The organism is Nocardioides pini (assembly GCF_026712185.1).
Taxonomy (GTDB): Bacteria; Actinomycetota; Actinomycetes; order Propionibacteriales; family Nocardioidaceae; genus Nocardioides; species Nocardioides pini.
On the sequence record NZ_JAPPUX010000002.1, the window covers coordinates 278,779 to 293,988 of the forward strand.

Sequence of the window (15,210 nt, forward strand, 5' to 3'; positions counted from 1 at the left end):
CGCCAGTCAGGCCGGCGCGGCGTCGGGCTCGACGGGCGTGCGGTTGCGCGAGAGCAGCCAGATCATCGACCCGAGCGCCGCGAGCTGCAGCGGCCAGCCGAGCGCGATCTTGAGCACCCCGAGGGCGGCGACCGCCGCGTCGGGGTCCATGGAGCCGGAGTTGCCAGCCAGCCAGATGGGCGCCTGGATGACGACACGCAGCACGCACGGCGCGACCAGCAGCCAGGTGAGGCGGCTGCAGAGCCTCACGACCTGCTTGTCCTTGTGCCACGCGGTCGGGTCGCCGGTGATGCTGCCGACCATGAAGCCGACCAGTGGCCATCCGATCAGGCACGTGAACGCCAGCACGACGGCGTACCCGCCGTTGTAGAGCAGCCCCGGCAGGAAGTAGGCCAGCGCCTGCTCCTGCTCCGACCCGCCGGACTGCGCGGAGCGGTGGACGAAGTACCAGCCGATGCCGATGCCGAACAGCGCGTTGAGGACGAACTGGACGGTCGAGCGCTGCACCAGCCGCACGAGCAGCAGCACCAGCGCGGCGCCGATGCTCACCGTCAGCGCCAGGTCGAGGTCGCTGGCCGTCAGCCAGGTGATGGTGAACAGGAGGGTGGGCACGGCGGCCTCGGCCATCCCGCGTCGGCCGCCGAGCGCCTTGGCGAGCTGGGCGCGGACCACGGCCTCGACCGTGTCGGTCGAGGGGGTGGCCGCCGCGGGCGGGCTCGCGGGCTGGCTCGCCGGATGGCTCGCGGGCTGGTGGGTCGGGTCGGTCACGGGCGCAGCTCGTATCGCGGGTTGAACATGATCGGTACGCCGCCCTGGCGCCCGATGCAGCCGGCGACGGTCACCGACCGGCCGGGGTCGACCCCGGTGATGCGACGGCGGCCCAGCCACACCACGGTGATGACCCCGGAGCCGTCGTCGAGCTCGGCCTCGAGGGCCGGCACGCCGCCTCGCGGGCGGAGCGTGACGGTGCGCAGGACGCCGTTCACGACGACGTGCTCGCGCTCGGGGGCGTCGGCGATGGCGATCGCCTCGGTGCTCGTGTGCGACTGGCGCAGCTCGCGCTGGTGGGCCTCGGAGCTGTCGGCCCAGCGGGAGAGCGCCTGGCGCAGCCGGCTCTTCTCGGCCATCGGGTCACCTCACCCGGCGGGCGTCGTCCGGCAGCGTGACGGGCAGCGGCTCGCCCACCGGCATCGCCTGGTCGCCGCGGCGGACGACGATCTGGGCGAGCGCGTCCTCCCAGTCGGGCGCGGAGTCCGGCTCGACGGCCGGGCGGCCGAGGAAGGACGCGCGCAGCATCCACCGGTCGCCGTTCACGCCGATGATGCGCGACGGCTGGGTCGCGGTCGTGCCGTCGGGGCGGCGGATCGGCATCTGGCACACCAGCTCGGTGCCCCAGCGCCCCTCGCGCTCGGTGGCCTGGCCGCCGCGCCGCGCCATGTCCTCCGCGATCTGCGGTCGGACCTCGGACCACAGGTCGCCGTTGCGGGGGGCAGCGAAGGCCTGGAATTCGCAGGCGCCGTCGGAGCCGGCCAGCATGACCGCGCGGACCTGCCCGCTCTGCTCGTCGACCTGCAGCCGCAGCTCGCGGTCGGCGATGGGGGGCACGAGCACGGAGCCGAGGTCGGCGCGGTCGATGCCGTCCCCCTCGACCTCGGTCACGTCGAACGGGCCGGTGCCCGCAGCCGGGCCGGCGGTGGCGTCCGCGGCGTCCTCCGCGGGGGTGTCCGCGTTCACCGGGGTCGTGTCTGCCTTGCGGCGGAACTTCACGTCAGCACTCCTTCGATCAGCGCTCGTCCGAGCGCGGTCCGGCTCAAGGACGCGAACCGGTACCTGTAGAACCGTAGCCCCCGTCGCCCCGGACGGACTCGGGCAGCACCCCCACCTCGACGAACCGCGCCCGCTCGAAGCGCTGGATCACCAGCTGCGCGATCCGGTCGCCGCGGCTGAGGGCGACCGGCTCGACCGGGTCGTGGTTGATGAGCAGCACCTTGACCTCGCCGCGGTAGCCCGCGTCGATCGTGCCCGGGGTGTTGACGATCGACAGGCCGTGCCGGGCCGCGAGCCCCGAGCGCGGGTGGACGAGCGCGACGTACCCGTCCGGCAGCGCGAGGCCGATGCCGGTGGGGACGAGGGCCCGCTCACCCGGCGCGAGGTGCACGTCGACGGTGGTGTGGAGGTCGGCCCCGGCGTCGCCCGGGTGCGCGTACGACGGCAGCGGCAGGTCCGGGTCGAGGCGGACGACGGCGACGTCCAGGTCGGGTGCGGGACGCCGGGTCTCGTCGGGGGTCGCGTCGGGGGTCGGGTCGTGGTCGGGCACGAGGAGTGAATCTATAGGCTCTGCGCCGTGGACTACGCCGAACGCCTCACCGTTCCGCTGCGCTGGTGGGTGCAGGGCACGATGTTCGTGGCGTCCCTGTGGCTGGCCGTCCTGGCCGCCACCCCCGAGGCCGTCGCGTGGTCCCTGACGGCCCTCGCGATGGCGGTGATGGTCGCCCTGTTCGTCGGCTACGGGCGCCCTCGGGTGTCGGTGGACGGCACCACCTTCCGGGCCGGCCGCGCGCACATCCCGCTGGACCTCGTGGGTGCGGTGACCGTCCTCGACGCGGACGCCGTACGACGCCAGGCAGGCGTCGACGCCGACGCCCGGGCGTACCTCCTGCTGCGCCCCTACCTCAAGCGCGGCGTCCGGGTGGACATCGCCGACCCCGCCGACCCGACGCCGTACTGGCTGGTCAGCTCCCGCCGGCCGGACGCGCTCGTCTCAGCCCTGGAGGCGGGGCGGGCGAGCCGAACGGCTGGGTAGGGTGCGGACATGGCTTCTTCCTCCTCGGACAACTCCAGCAAGGTCTACTCGGCGTTCTCCCTCGTCGCGGCGCTCGGCGCGGCTGCCCTGGTCAAGAAGGGCCTCAACACCTCGTGGCGCGCGGCCACCGGCAAGAACCCGCCGGCGAACCCCGCCGACCCCGACGTCAGCATCAACGAGGCCGTCCTCTGGGCGGCCGTCAGCGGCACCATGATCGGCGTGGCGCGCATGCTCGCCAGCCGCCGTGCGGCGCACTACTACGCGAAGTCCACGGGCCACCTCCCCCCGCAGCTGCAGAAGGACGGGCAGGACGCCTCGAAGGCCCCCGCCGCCCAGTCCTGACGTCTGCCGTCCCGAGCTCGACCGCGCGTCCGGCCACCCCGCCACGGGACCGCGCCCGACTCGCCCACCCCGGCAGCGCGCCCGGCGGGGGTGGGCGCTCACTGGCCAGTGAGTCTCGGCGCGACTCAACGTCCTGTCGCCCCGCCGACGCCCGGCCCGCCGCTGGCCCGTGAGTCTCCCACCGACTCAGGCCGTGGCGACGCCAGCCGTGCTCGCCAGTGGCCCGTGAGTCGCTGAGCGACTCACTGGCCAGTGCGGGTGGGGGCAGGGGCGCGGCGGCCGGCCCGCGGGATCGCGGGCCACCAACCGTCCACAACCCCGATCCGTACGCACCCGAGTGCCGAGCTGTGGACGGGCTGTCGTGGCTGTCGGCCCCGGGGCGTTTGCTCGTCGTACGACGACGGGCGAGGCCAGGAGGACGGCACATGAGCGGTACGACGACGGTGGTCAGGACGTCGGGCCTGACCGACGACGAGCTCGACTGGCTCCACATGGGACCGTTCGACGGCGGCGTGGGGGGACTCGTCCGGCGGGTCCGACGCATCCTCGACGTGTCGCAGCGGGGGCTGGCCGAGCTGCTCGGGGTGTCCCAGTCGGCCGTGGCACGCTGGGAGACCGAGCGCACCAGTCCGAGGGTCAGCGTGCTGCAGCAGATGCTGCGGCTGCGGGGGTCGTGGTCGCCCTCCACGACGAGGAGTCGGGCGAGCGCGTCGAGCCGATGCGCGCCGACGGCGCCCGCCGGCGCAACGGGAGCCGCTACCCCGCCCACGTGGACCTGAGAGTGACCGGGTGGTGGGTTCCGCGGGCGTTCCGGCGGATGACGAGCATCGACTACTTCACCAGCCGCAACCGCTCCCGGCGGCTGGGCGTCCCGTCGGTCCGCTACCGGACGTCCCGGCACGTGAAGCGGATCGAGCGGATGCTCCACGGGACGCCCGTCGACCACCCGTCGCTCCGCCAGCTGAGGGCGGAGGCCGAGCACCTCCAGGAGCTGCGCGACGCACGTCGACCGGGGCACGGTGGACCTCCCCGGCACGCGGCCTGACCCAGGACCACCGGGCGGCAGATCCCCCGAACCCAGAGCCAGCCGGACAGCTGGCCAGCCGGCCCAGCGGGGCACACACGACGAAGCGCCCGCCCTCACGGGGAGGGACGGGCGCTGTCGTGTGCGGTGAGTCGGGTGCCGGGCTCAGATGCAGTCGCGGCAGATGAGGTTCTTCTCGTCGGCCAGCTGCGACCGGTGATGCACCAGGAAGCAGCTCATGCAGGTGAACTCGTCGTCCTGACGAGGCATGACCTCGACGGCGAGCTCCTCGTGCGAGAGGTCGGCACCCGGGAGCTCGAAGGACTCGGCGGCCTCGGTCTCGTCCTCGTCGACCTTGCCGGAGTTCTTGTCGTGACGTCGGGCCTTGAGCTCCTCGATGCTCTCCTCGCTCTGGTCCTCCTCGGACTTGCGTGGTGCGTCGTAGTCGGTGGCCATCGGTTCCCTCTCCCATGCTGTGGACCCGTTCCGCCGGATCGCGGCGGGACGTCCCAGTTGTGCGCGTCGTCGGCGCCAGATTGTGCACCATGAACCGGTTCCGTGGTGAGCCGGTCCGCAACGTGTCGCCTGAACAGTGGGCGACGTCTCGGTATTCCCACCTCGGCGGGCGTCCCCGGCCCACCCGGACGCCGGAGCTGTCAGGCGATGAAGCCCGCCACGGCCAGCGCGGCGACGAAGTCGTCCCAGCCGTCGGCGGGGGCGCCCGCCACCACGTTGCGCAGAGGGTACGACCCGACCGTGAAGGTGCCGTCGAGCAGGTCGAAGCGGCCACCCGCCTCGCGCAGCACCAGGCCGCCAGCAGACCAGTCCCACGGCTGCGGGCCGGCCTCGACGTAGGCGTCGCCGCTCCCGTCCGCGACGTGGCACAGGTCCAGGGCACAGGAGCCCATCCGGCGGATGTCGCGGACCTCCGGCAGCAGCGCGGCGACACACCCGGCCTGGTGCTCCCGGACCTCTCGCTGGTAGCCGAAGCCGGTCAGCACGAGCCGCTCGGCCAGGGGCGGAGACGGTCGGACCGAGATGGGCAGACCGTCGCGGGTCGCGCCGTGGCCGAGCGCGGCGGCGTACTCGACACCGGTCGGGATCGTCACCACGGCGCCCGCGACGACAGTCCCCGCGACCTCAGCGGCGACCGACACCGCGCAGTCAGGCAGGCCGTAGAGGTAGTTGACGGTCCCGTCGATCGGGTCGAGGACCCACCGCACCCCCGAGGTGCCGGGGCGGTCGTCGCCCTCCTCCCCCAGGATGGCGTCGTCGGGACGCTGGGCGACGATGCGCGAGCGGAGCAGCTCCTCGACCGCCCGGTCGGCCTCGGTGACGACGTCGACGGCGCTGGTCTTGGTGTCGGCCACGTCGATGCCGCCGCGCCGCATCTCGCGGGCCAGGCCCGCGCCCTCGTGGGCGAGCGAGCGCGCCAGGTCGCGCAGCACCTCCGGCGCGACCGAGGGGTCCTGCGTCACGAGTCGGCCCCGCAGAGGGCCGGACGCGGACCCCGCGGGTTGGGGCAGCAGCCTGCCCCGCAGATGTCGGGGCCGGCCGGCAGCGAGCCGAGCGCCGGGCGGTCCGGTGACTCGCCCCGCTCGGCGGCGGCCCGCTCCAGCACGAGGTCGCGGACCATCGCCACGAAGCGGGGGTCGGTTCCCGACGTCGCGGCGCGCACCGCGCGGATCCCGAGCCGCTCGGCGGTGGCCGTCGCCTCCGTGTCGAGGTCGTAGATGACCTCCATGTGGTCGGACACGAAGCCGATCGGCACCAGCACCACCTGGCTCACCCCGTCGCTCGCCAGCTCCTCGAGGTGGTCGTTGACGTCGGGCTCGAGCCACGGCGTCGAGGGCGCGCCCGAGCGGGAGCAGTAGACGAGGTCGTGCCGGTGGGCCCGCCCCGTGGCCGCGCGGACCCGGTCCGCCACCTCGTCGACGGCGCTGCGGTGCTGCTTGACGTAGGCGCCACGCGGCTGTGCCTTCGCCTCCGGCGGCGCGCCGCTGGTCTCGGCCATCGCGGTCGGGATCGAGTGGGTCACGAACACCAGGTGGGCGGCGTCACCGTTGGTGGGCAGCTCGCCGAGGGCCTCGAGGCAGGCGTCCACGACGGGCTCGAGGAAGCCGGGGTGGTTGTAGTACTGGCGCAGCTTGTCGAGGCGCGGCGCGCCCGTGGTCTGCTCGACGGCGTCCCACAGGTTCTCGCGGTACTGCCGGCACGACGACCACGACGAGTACGCCGACGTGGCGAAGACCGCGGCCCGCTGGACCCCGTCGGCGGTCATCTGGGCGAGGGTGTCGGCGAGGTAGGGGTCCCAGTTGCGGTTGCCGAAGTAGACCGGCAGGTCGATGCCGTGGTCGGCGAAGTCCTTCTCGAGCGCCGCGATCAGGGCACGGTTCTGGTCGTTGATCGGACTCTTCCCGCCGAAGAGGAAGTAGTGCTCCCCCACCTGCTCGAGGCGCTCGCGCGGGATCCCGCGGCCGCGGGTCACGTTCTCCAGGAACGGCACCACGTCCTCGGGCTTCTCGGGACCCCCGAAGGAGAGGACCAGGAGGGCGTCGTACGGCTTCACGTCGGGGTGCCCCGCAGGATTCATGCAGCCAGAGTAGAGGCGCCTACCATTCGGCTCGTGCTCGACTCCTACCGCCGGGTCTTGGCGCGGCCCGGTGCGTTGGCCTTCAGCAGCGCCGCCCTCGTCGCCCGGCTGCCGATCTCCATGGTCGGACTGGGCATCGTCCTCCTCGTCGAGGAGCGCACCGGCTCCTACGGCCTGGCCGGGACGGTGTCCGCGGTGTTCGTGCTGGCCGAGGCGGCCTTCGCCGTGCTCCACGGCCGCTGGGTCGACCACTACGGGCAGGCCCGGGTGCTCCCGCTGGCGATCTCGGTCTTCGGCGGCGGCCTCGCGCTGATGATGCTCGCCGTCGAGCAGGACTGGCCCCGCGCGTGGACGTACGTCTTCGCGGCCGTCGCCGGCGCGGCGCTCCCCCAGGTCGGCGCCAGCGTCCGCACCCGCTGGTCCCACCTCCTCGACGACCCGGGTGAGAAGCAGACCGCCTTCGCCCTCGAGGCCGTCCTCGACGAGGTCGTCTTCGTGGTCGGCCCGGTGCTGGTCACCCTGCTGGCGACCAGCTGGCACCCCGTCGCGGGCCTCAGCGCGGCCCTCGTGAGCGGTGTCGTCGGCACCTTCGCGTTCGCGGCCCAGCGGCGCACCGAGCCGCCGGCCGGCCGCAGCGCGCCCGCCGGCGCCCGCCCGACGATGCCGTGGCGGCTCGTCCTGACCCTGGCCCTGGTCTGCCTGACCCTCGGCGCGCTCTTCGGCGCCGCCGAGGTCACCACCGTCGCCTTCGCCGAGGAGCAGGGCATGCGGTGGGTGGCCGGCTGGCTGCTGGCCGTGTGGTCCCTCGGCAGCCTCGTCGCCGGGCTGGTGACCGGTGCGATCGCCTGGCGCAGGGGCCCCGACGTGCGGCTCCGCTGGGGCTCGGCGGCGATGGCCCTCGCGATGGCGCCGCTGATGTTCGTCCAGTCCGTCCCGGTGATGGCCGTGGTCCTCCTCGTCGGTGGGCTCGCGATCGCCCCGACGATGATCGCCGCGATGACGATGGTCGAGCAGGGCGTCCCGGCCGGCCGCCTGACCGAGGGGATGGCGATCCTGCACACCGGCATCGTCGCGGGCGTCGCGCCGGGCGCGAGCGTCGCAGGCTTCGTCGTCGACCACAGCGGCGCGTCGGCGGCGTACGCCGTGGCGCTGGCCGGCGGCGTGCTCGGAGCGCTTGCCGCGCAGGCTGCCCGTCCGGGTCCTAGTCTGCGCACATGAGCCCCGCGGTCCACGGTCACCTCTGGCGCAACTGGTCCGGTCTCGAGGAGGCGGTCCCCCGCCACGTCGAGACCCCCGGGTCGGTCGACTCGGTCATGGACGTCGTGCGCCGTGCCCGCGAGAGCGGCACGACGGTGAAGATGACCGGCACCGGGCACAGCTTCACCGCCATCGCCGCGCCCGAGCACACCCTGCTCCGTCCCGAGGCGCTCTCCGGCATCCTCGCCGTCGACCGCGACGCGATGACGGTGACCGCCCGTGCCGGCACCCCGCTCAAGGACCTGAACCTCGCCCTCGAGCGGCTCGGCCTGTCGCTGCACAACATGGGCGACATCGCGGAGCAGACCCTGGCGGGCGCCACCTCGACCGGCACCCACGGCACCGGGGGCATCGCGGCCGGGCTTGCCGCGCAGCTCGCCGGCCTCGAGCTGGTCACCGGCACCGGCGAGGTGCTGCGCGCCTCCCGCACCGAGAACCCGGACGTCTTCGACCTCGCCCGGGTCGGCCTCGGCGCGCTGGGCATCCTCACCAGCCTCACCTTCCACGTCGAACCGCTCTTCGTCGTCGAGGCCCACGAGCAGCCGATGACGTGGGACCGCGGGCTGGCGTCGTACGACGAGATGGCGGCCGAGTCGCACCACCTCGACCTCTACTGGTTCCCCCACACCGACCGGCTCATGGTCAAGCAGAACGTCCGCACGGACCTCGACCCCGGCGAGCAGCAGCCTCCGTCGCGTGCCGCCGCGTGGTGGGAGGACGAGCTCATGTCCAACGCGGCCTTCGGCGCCCTGTGCCGCGTCGGCTCACGCGTGCCGGCCCTGGTCCCACGGATCAACCGGGTCGCCGGGCGCGCGCAGTCCGAGCGCCGCTACAGCGACCTCGCCCACCGCGTGTTCGTGACGCCGCGACGGGTCCGCTTCCGCGAGATGGAGTACGCCGTCCCGCGCGAGGTCGGGCTCGACGTGCTGCGCGAGTGCCGCAGGGCGATCGAGGCGAGCGACTGGCGCATCGCGTTCCCGGTCGAGGTGCGCACCGCCCGCGCGGACGACGTCGCCCTGTCGACCGCCCACGGCCGCGACAGCCTCTACCTCGCCTTCCACGTGCCGGCCGACACCGACCACACGGCCTACTTCGGTGGGCTGGAGCCGATCCTGCGCGAGGCGGGCGGCCGGCCCCACTGGGGCAAGGTGCACACCCGGACCGCCGCGGACCTCGCCCCGGCGTACGACCGGTTCGACGACTTCCTCGCGCTGCGCGACCGCCTCGACCCGGACCGGGTGTTCGCGAACGCCCACCTCCGCCGCGTCCTGGGCGACTGAGGACGAGCCCGCGGCGCTCAGACGTTCGCGGGACCGCGCGGCAGGGGCGCGCTCCAGCCGCGCACGAGCGCCAGCAGCCGCCAGACCAGGCACGTGCAGAACCCGGCCGTGGCGACCGCGAAGACCGGCAGGTCGGTGCGGTCGAGGAGCACCGCGACGGCCGCGCCGGCGATGGCGGGCGTGGCGTAGAGGTTGCCCTCGAAGATGACCGGCACGTTGCCCGCGAGGACGTCGCGCATCATCCCGCCGCCGATGGCGGTGACCATCCCCATGAGCGCCGCCGGCACGGGGTCGAGCCCGTAGTCCAGCGCCTTCAGCGTCCCCGTGACGCAGAACAGGGAGAGGCCGACGGCGTCGAAGAGCGTGATCACCCGCTCCAACCGCCCCACCGCAGGGTGGAAGACGAAGGTCAGCAGGCCCGCCGCGACGGGGACCAGCAGGTAGCGCCAGTCGGTCAGCGCCGCCGGCGGGGTGGCGCCGATCAGCACGTCGCGGATGAAGCCGCCGCCCAGCCCGGTCACGCCACCCAGGACGAACGCGGCGAAGATGTCGAGGTTCTTCCGGACGGCGACGAGTGCCCCGGTGACCGCGAACACGAAGATGCCGACGAGGTCGAGCGCGACCAGCGTCGTGGCGAACTCCGTCTCGGGCACACCGGAAGCCTAGGGCGCGCCGCGGGCGCAACCGCCCTCGGGCATGCCGCTGGCGTAGGCTCGAGCGACACGGGTCCACCGCCCGACCACCCCCCGACCACAGCCAGTCAGGAGTCCGCCGTCCATGGCCAAGCTGACGTTCACCGGACGCAGCAAGGACGGCAAGCGCCTGCTGCTGGTGGACGAGTCGGGCCAGCAGCACACCCTGGCGGTCGACGCCCGGCTCCGTCGCGCCCTCGCGGGCGCGCCCGACAGCAACGGCCAGTTGGAGATCCCGATGGAATCAACCCTCCGCCCCCGCGACATCCAGATGCGCATCCGAGCCGGTGAGTCACCCGAGGCGGTGGCCCACGCGGCCGGGACGTCGGTGGAGAAGATCATGCCGTTCGCCGCGCCCGTGATGGCCGAGCGCGCGCACGTCGCCGAGCGGGCCCAGCTGGCGTCCGTACGCCGCCGCGCGACCGAGAGCGGGGCGCGCACCCTCGGCGAGGCCGTCGGCGCACACCTGCGGGCGCACAACGTCGACCCGAGCAGCGTGGAGTGGGACGCCTGGCGTCGCGAGGACGGCCGGTGGACGCTGACGGCGCTCTACGACGTGGCCGGGCGCGTCGGCACCGCCACCTTCTCCCACGACCCGCGGGGCAGCTTCGTCACCGTGGACGACGACGACGCGCGCTGGCTGGTCGGCGACGCCACCCCGGAGGCGGCCGCGACGCCGGCCTCCGACGACCTGGCCGCCGCGCGGCAGCGCCGGCTGAGCGCGGTCGGCGAGGACGTGCCGCTCGGCGACGACGCGATCGAGATGGTCACCGGCGAGGAGTCCTCGGCGACGCCGGAGGAGACCACGATGGAGCTCTCCGACACCGGCCTGGGCACCGAGCAGCCGGTGGAGGCCTACCTCGACGAGGACCGTGGCGGGCAGGACCGCGGCGGGCAGGACCGCGGCGGGCAGGACCGGCGCGACGACCGGCCCGAGCAGCCGGCCGAGCCCCGGCCCGAGCCGGCCGCCGAGGCCCCCGCGGAGCCCAAGCCGAAGCCCGCCAAGAAGCGCGGACGCGCGTCGGTGCCGAGCTGGGACGAGATCATGTTCGGCGGGGGCAAGGGCGACTGACGGTTGCGCCTCGTCCAGCTCAACGTCCATCCGCTGAAGTCCGGCGCGATCCGCCCGCTCACCTCCGCCACCGTGCTGCCGCGCGGGCTGGCCGACGACCGGACGTGGATGATCGTCGACGGCGACCGCTGCCTTGTCTCCGCCCGTGAGGTGCACCGCCTCTTCACCGTCGTCGCGGACACACCGGCAACCGACCCGTCCGTCGCCGCCGCGCTGCGGCTCCGCGCCCCGGGTCACCCCGACCTGCTCGTCGACGTCCCCCAGACCGCGCCGGTCGACGTCCGTCTGTTCTCCCTGCACCTGCGTGCCCGCCCGGCCGGCCGCGACGCCGACGCGTGGCTCCGTGCGGTCCTCGGTCGCGACGACCTGCACCTGGTCTGGTGCCACGCCCCGGAGGAGCGCACGCTCCAGCCGGGCTTCTCCCGGCCCGGCGACCACGCCGCCTTCCCCGACTCCTTCCCCGTGACGATCGCGTCGCTGGCGTCGATGCGCCGGCTCGACGACTGGATGGTCGAGCAGGCGCTGGAGCTCAGCGAGGAGCCACCCGACCCGCTCCCCGTCGAGCGCTTCCGGGCCAACCTCGTCGTCGACGGCGACGAGCCGTTCGCCGAGGACCGCTGGACCCGGGTCGTCGTGGGCGACGTGCCCTTCCGGGTCGGCAAGCCCGTCGGCCGGTGCGTGATGGCGACCCTCGACCCGGTCACGCTGACCACGTCCGAGGAGCCCACCCGCACCCTGGCCCGGCACCGGCGCGTCGACGGCAAGCTGTTCTTCGCCGTGCACCTCGTCCCGGAGACCAGCGGCCGGATCGGCGTCGGCGACGCCGTCCGCGCCGAGTGATCACCCGGTCGCGACGGGCCGCTCGGGGTCGGTGATCCAGCCGCTCCAGCTGCCCGGGTAGAGCGCCGCCCGGATGCCGGCGACCTCCATGGCCAGCAGGTCGTGGGCCGCCGTCACACCCGACCCGCAGTAGGCAGCCACCGTCGCCGCCGTGTCGGCGCCGACGCCGGCGTACACCTCCCGGAGCCGCGCGGGCGGGAGGAACCGTCCGCGGTCGTCGAGGTTGGCGGTCGTCGGCACGTTGACGGCCCCCGGGATGTGGCCGGCGACCGGGTCGACCGGCTCGGTCTCGCCGCGGAACCGCTCGGGTGCCCGGGCGTCGACGAGCACGTCGACACCCAGGACGTCGTCCGGCCCGACCACGGCGACCTCGTGCCCGTCGGAGAGGGTGAAGTCGCCCGGCACGGCGTCCACCGGACCGGCCTCGGCGGGGTGCCCGTCCTCCCGCCACGCGGTCCACCCGCCGTCGAGCACCCGGACGTCGCGGTGGCCGTGGTGCCGCAGCAGCCACCACGCGCGGGCGGCCGCCCGCCCCTGCCAGTCGTCGTACACGACCACGGGCCGGTCGCCGTGGACGCCGGCGCGCCGCATCGCCGCCTCGAACCGTGCCGGATCGGGGAGCGGGTGCCTGCCGCCGGTGCCCGGCGGGTCCGCGAGGTCCTCGTCGAGGTCGACGTACGCCGCCCCGGGGACGTGGCCGGCCTCGTGCTGCTCGCGGCCGGGCGGGCCGCCCATGAGGTAGCGCACGTCCAGCACCGTGACCCGGCCGAGCTCCGCCGCGAGCTCGTCGGGGGTGATCAGCGGCCCTCGTGGAGCTTCGCGGCGAAAGTCCTCGTCCATGCGCGGCACGGTAGCCGCCGTGCGGGCCGGGGGCTGTGACAGGATTCGCGGGACATGGCTGAACTGCACTTCTTCACGGGCACGATGGACTCCGGCAAGTCGACGCTGGCGCTCCAGACCAACCACAACCACGCCGCCCGCGGACGCGTCGGCCGGATCTTCACCACGCACGACCGGTCGGGGCAAGCGGTGCTGTCCAGCCGGCTGGGGCTCACCCACGACGCGCTGGAGGTCGACGCCGGCTTCGACTTCTGGGCCTACGTCGTGGACTCCCTGACCCGCGGCGGCCGGATCGACTACCTCATCTGCGACGAGGCCCAGTTCTACTCCGCCGAGCAGATCGACCAGCTAGCCAAGGTCGTCGACGAGCTGCAGATCGACGTCTTCGCGTTCGGCATCCTCACCGACTTCCGCTCGCACCTGTTCCCCGGCAGCGCCCGGCTGGTCGAGCTCGCCGACCGGATGAACGTGCTGCAGGTGGAGGCGCTGTGCTGGTGCGGCAAGCGCGCCACCCACAACGCCCGCACCGAGAACGGCGCGATGGTCGTCGAGGGCGAGGTCATCGTGGTCGGCGACGTCGACCAGGTCGACGAGCCGCCCGCCGACGTCGCCTACGAGGTGCTGTGCCGCCAGCACCACCGTCGCCGGCTCACCGCCGCGCGCGCCAAGGCCGTCAGCCTGGCGCCCGAGCCGCTGCCCTTCGGCTGACCCGGGGGTGGCTCAGCCGACCAGGATCGGGATCAGCATCTCGGCCGGCGTGAGCGAGCCGTGGAGCCCGACGAGGGTGTCCTCGTAGGCGAAGTCGCGGGTGGACACCACCGCGGTGTCGTCGTGGCAGGCGACCATCACGTCGCCGAGGCGCGGCAGCACCCCCGGCGCGACGGGGCCGAACCACTCGCGCCCGACGGCCTCCTCGCGCGTCAGCACGGTGGCCCGGTCCCCCAGCACCTCGCGCCAGGTCGCGACGACGTCGGGCACGGCACCGGCGGCGCAGTAGAGGTGGCGGAACCTGGCCTCCCCACCGAGGAGCGCGACGCCGTCGCGCATCCCGTCCACCTCGTCGACGTCGACCCGCGCGTCGCGGGGGCCGTCCACCATGCCGTGGTCGGCGACCACGAGCAGCCGCGTGGACGCAGGCAGGGCCTCGCGCAGCTGCTCGGCCTCGGCGTCGACCATGGCGAGCTGCTGGAGCCACTGGGTGGAGGCGACGCCGAACTTGTGCCCGGTCCAGTCGAGGTCGGAGTCGTAGACGTAGGTCAGCGACGGCTGGTCGGCCGAGGCGGCCACGGTGGCGGCGATGCGCTCGCCCACGCGGTCCGCGCCGACGTAGGTCGCCCCGCGCTGGGACGCGACGGTGAGGCCGGACCCGTCGAAGTCCCGCTTGTTGACCGAGGTGACGTGCACGCCGGCGTGCGCCAGCCGACCGAACGCGGTCGGGTGCGGCTGCCACTCGAGCGGGTCGACGCCCTTGTCCCACCAGAGGTGGTTGAGCAGCCGGTCGGTGCCCGGGATCCGGGCGGTGAAGCCGACGAGCCCGTGCGCGCCGGGCACCAGCCCGGTGCCGAGCGAGGTGAGCGAGGTGGCCGTCGTCGACGGCACGCCGGCCGTGCCCGTCGCGGCCCCGTCGAGGAGGGAGGAGAGGTACGGCGCCGCGTGCGCGTATCGCGCCAGCAGCTCGGCCCCCATCCCGTCGACGAGGAAGACGACGTACGACGGTGCGGGCGGGAGCTCGAGCCCGGCGGGGTGCCCGTGCAGCTCGACGCCGAGGGCACGTGCGACCGAGGGCACGACGTCGGCGAGCGAGCGGTCGCCGTAGGCCGGCGGCGTGAAGCCGCGCGGCTCCGGGGCGATGGTCACCGCCGGGTGCTCATCGCGGTGGTCATCCGCGGGTGCGGGCCGATAGCGCCTCTGCGAAGGCCAGCAGCCCGGCCACGGCGTCCGCTCCCTCGGCGGCCGCCGACACCCGCAGCGTGTAGTCGTCGCCGGCCAGCGTGCCGGTGTAGCCGTGGTCGGCGTCGCAGTTGGGGTCCGAGCACGCGGCCGGCTCGAGGTCGAGCCGTCCCACGCCGCCCCAGCCGATCGTGAGCACCGCCTCGGCGGGCGGGGCCACCCCCTTCGTCGGGTTGGCCACCATGCGCGTCACGACCACGGTCCGGATGGACGTCAGGGTGACGGCCTCGGTCGTCGTCGAGGTGTAGGGCTCGGGCAGCAGGTCGTCGCCGGGGTGCTCGTCGGTGTGCGCGATCACCAGCCGCGTGGGCGTCAGGAGCAGGGCGGTCAGGTGTCGGCGTACCTCCTCGTGGTCGAACGTCGTCTCGTGGTGGACGAAGTAGGACACGACCTCCTCGCCGCCTGCGGCCGAGAACACGCCGTCGGCGACGACCTCGGGGTAGTAGCCGGTGCGGTGGATCGCCTTGCGGAGGTCGTGGGAGACGTCCGCGTCACGGGTGGAGCGGGGCATGGCCAC

20 protein-coding genes are annotated in these 15,210 nt (G+C 74.1%); 9 read left to right on the forward strand and 11 right to left on the reverse strand.

What is annotated here, in order from left to right; translation table 11 throughout:
• Positions 1 to 6: 6 nt before the first annotated feature.
• Genes NYO98_RS07540 through dut form a run of 4 tightly spaced genes read right to left on the reverse strand, consistent with a single transcriptional unit; the run spans position 7 to position 2,254 of the window.
• A complete protein-coding gene (locus NYO98_RS07540) occupies positions 7 to 768 on the reverse strand; it encodes a DUF3159 domain-containing protein (protein ID WP_268110951.1) in 762 nt (253 codons plus the stop codon).
• Positions 765 to 1,127: an OB-fold nucleic acid binding domain-containing protein gene (locus NYO98_RS07545; protein ID WP_268110952.1), complete on the reverse strand. Its 363-nt coding sequence runs from the start codon at positions 1,125 to 1,127 to the stop codon at positions 765 to 767. The genes NYO98_RS07540 and NYO98_RS07545 overlap by 4 nt, the downstream gene beginning before the upstream one ends.
• A gap of 4 nt (positions 1,128 to 1,131) precedes the next feature.
• On the reverse strand, positions 1,132 to 1,767 hold the full coding sequence (locus NYO98_RS07550) for a DUF3710 domain-containing protein (RefSeq protein WP_268110953.1): 636 nt from the start codon (positions 1,765 to 1,767) through the stop codon (positions 1,132 to 1,134).
• Positions 1,768 to 1,810: 43 nt separating this feature from the next.
• Positions 1,811 to 2,254 carry a dUTP diphosphatase gene (gene dut, locus NYO98_RS07555; RefSeq protein WP_268111437.1) on the reverse strand — a complete coding sequence of 148 codons (444 nt, stop codon included), beginning with the start codon at positions 2,252 to 2,254 and terminating at the stop codon, positions 1,811 to 1,813.
• A 90-nt stretch (positions 2,255 to 2,344) separates the two neighbouring features.
• Between dut and NYO98_RS07560 the strand changes: the two genes are divergently transcribed.
• The 4 genes from NYO98_RS07560 (at position 2,345) to NYO98_RS07575 (ending at position 4,190) form a co-directional block, all read left to right on the forward strand.
• Positions 2,345 to 2,803 carry a DUF3093 domain-containing protein gene (locus tag NYO98_RS07560; protein WP_268110954.1) on the forward strand — a complete coding sequence of 153 codons (459 nt, stop codon included), beginning with the start codon at positions 2,345 to 2,347 and terminating at the stop codon, positions 2,801 to 2,803.
• A 9-nt stretch (positions 2,804 to 2,812) separates the two neighbouring features.
• Entirely contained in the window at positions 2,813 to 3,145 is a 333-nt protein-coding gene (locus NYO98_RS07565; protein WP_268110956.1) for a DUF4235 domain-containing protein, read from the forward strand.
• 425 nt (positions 3,146 to 3,570) lie between these two features.
• Complete coding sequence (locus NYO98_RS07570) at positions 3,571 to 3,924, forward strand: helix-turn-helix domain-containing protein (protein WP_268110957.1); 354 nt, start codon at positions 3,571 to 3,573, stop codon at positions 3,922 to 3,924.
• Between the two features lie 38 nt (positions 3,925 to 3,962).
• On the forward strand, positions 3,963 to 4,190 hold the full coding sequence (locus NYO98_RS07575) for a hypothetical protein (RefSeq protein ID WP_268110958.1): 228 nt from the start codon (positions 3,963 to 3,965) through the stop codon (positions 4,188 to 4,190).
• A 144-nt stretch (positions 4,191 to 4,334) separates the two neighbouring features.
• Here NYO98_RS07575 and NYO98_RS07580 read toward each other — a convergent pair whose 3' ends face one another.
• The 3 genes from NYO98_RS07580 to NYO98_RS07590 form a co-directional block, all read right to left on the reverse strand.
• Entirely contained in the window at positions 4,335 to 4,625 is a 291-nt protein-coding gene (locus tag NYO98_RS07580) for a DUF4193 domain-containing protein (RefSeq protein ID WP_268110959.1), read from the reverse strand.
• 200 nt (positions 4,626 to 4,825) lie between these two features.
• Positions 4,826 to 5,647 carry an inositol monophosphatase family protein gene (locus NYO98_RS07585; protein ID WP_268110960.1) on the reverse strand — a complete coding sequence of 274 codons (822 nt, stop codon included), beginning with the start codon at positions 5,645 to 5,647 and terminating at the stop codon, positions 4,826 to 4,828.
• Complete coding sequence (locus tag NYO98_RS07590; RefSeq protein WP_268110962.1) at positions 5,644 to 6,762, reverse strand: ferrochelatase; 1,119 nt, start codon at positions 6,760 to 6,762, stop codon at positions 5,644 to 5,646. The genes NYO98_RS07585 and NYO98_RS07590 overlap by 4 nt, the downstream gene beginning before the upstream one ends.
• Positions 6,763 to 6,795: 33 nt before the next feature.
• Between NYO98_RS07590 and NYO98_RS07595 the strand changes: the two genes are divergently transcribed.
• Together NYO98_RS07595 and NYO98_RS07600 are read left to right on the forward strand one after the other, a co-directional pair.
• Positions 6,796 to 7,980 carry an MFS transporter gene (locus NYO98_RS07595; protein WP_268110964.1) on the forward strand — a complete coding sequence of 395 codons (1,185 nt, stop codon included), beginning with the start codon at positions 6,796 to 6,798 and terminating at the stop codon, positions 7,978 to 7,980.
• Positions 7,977 to 9,299 carry a D-arabinono-1,4-lactone oxidase gene (locus NYO98_RS07600; RefSeq protein ID WP_268110965.1) on the forward strand — a complete coding sequence of 441 codons (1,323 nt, stop codon included), beginning with the start codon at positions 7,977 to 7,979 and terminating at the stop codon, positions 9,297 to 9,299. Before NYO98_RS07595 ends, NYO98_RS07600 begins: the two co-directional genes overlap by 4 nt.
• 17 nt (positions 9,300 to 9,316) lie before the next feature.
• On the opposite strand, the gene NYO98_RS07605 is transcribed toward NYO98_RS07600, so the two are convergent.
• Positions 9,317 to 9,952, reverse strand: a complete 636-nt coding sequence (locus NYO98_RS07605; RefSeq protein ID WP_268110966.1) for a trimeric intracellular cation channel family protein — start codon at positions 9,950 to 9,952, stop codon at positions 9,317 to 9,319.
• Between the two features lie 124 nt (positions 9,953 to 10,076).
• Here NYO98_RS07605 and sepH point away from each other — a divergent pair, with 124 nt between their 5' ends.
• Entirely contained in the window at positions 10,077 to 11,063 is a 987-nt protein-coding gene (gene sepH / locus NYO98_RS07610; protein ID WP_268110967.1) for a septation protein SepH, read from the forward strand.
• A gap of 3 nt (positions 11,064 to 11,066) precedes the next feature.
• The gene (locus tag NYO98_RS07615) at positions 11,067 to 11,903 is read left to right on the forward strand and encodes an MOSC domain-containing protein (RefSeq protein ID WP_268110968.1); all 837 of its coding nucleotides are present in this window, start codon (positions 11,067 to 11,069) and stop codon (positions 11,901 to 11,903) included.
• Here the strand turns inward: NYO98_RS07615 and NYO98_RS07620 are convergent, their stop codons facing one another.
• Complete coding sequence (locus NYO98_RS07620) at positions 11,904 to 12,743, reverse strand: sulfurtransferase (protein WP_268110969.1); 840 nt, start codon at positions 12,741 to 12,743, stop codon at positions 11,904 to 11,906.
• 54 nt (positions 12,744 to 12,797) lie between these two features.
• Between NYO98_RS07620 and NYO98_RS07625 the strand changes: the two genes are divergently transcribed.
• Complete coding sequence (locus NYO98_RS07625) at positions 12,798 to 13,451, forward strand: thymidine kinase (RefSeq protein ID WP_268110970.1); 654 nt, start codon at positions 12,798 to 12,800, stop codon at positions 13,449 to 13,451.
• A 12-nt stretch (positions 13,452 to 13,463) separates the two neighbouring features.
• Here the strand turns inward: NYO98_RS07625 and NYO98_RS07630 are convergent, their stop codons facing one another.
• Together NYO98_RS07630 and NYO98_RS07635 are read right to left on the reverse strand one after the other, a co-directional pair.
• A complete protein-coding gene (locus NYO98_RS07630; RefSeq protein WP_407673893.1) occupies positions 13,464 to 14,594 on the reverse strand; it encodes an alkaline phosphatase family protein in 1,131 nt (376 codons plus the stop codon).
• 28 nt (positions 14,595 to 14,622) lie between these two features.
• A complete protein-coding gene (locus NYO98_RS07635) occupies positions 14,623 to 15,204 on the reverse strand; it encodes a DUF5998 family protein (RefSeq protein WP_268110972.1) in 582 nt (193 codons plus the stop codon).
• Positions 15,205 to 15,210 lie beyond the last annotated feature (6 nt).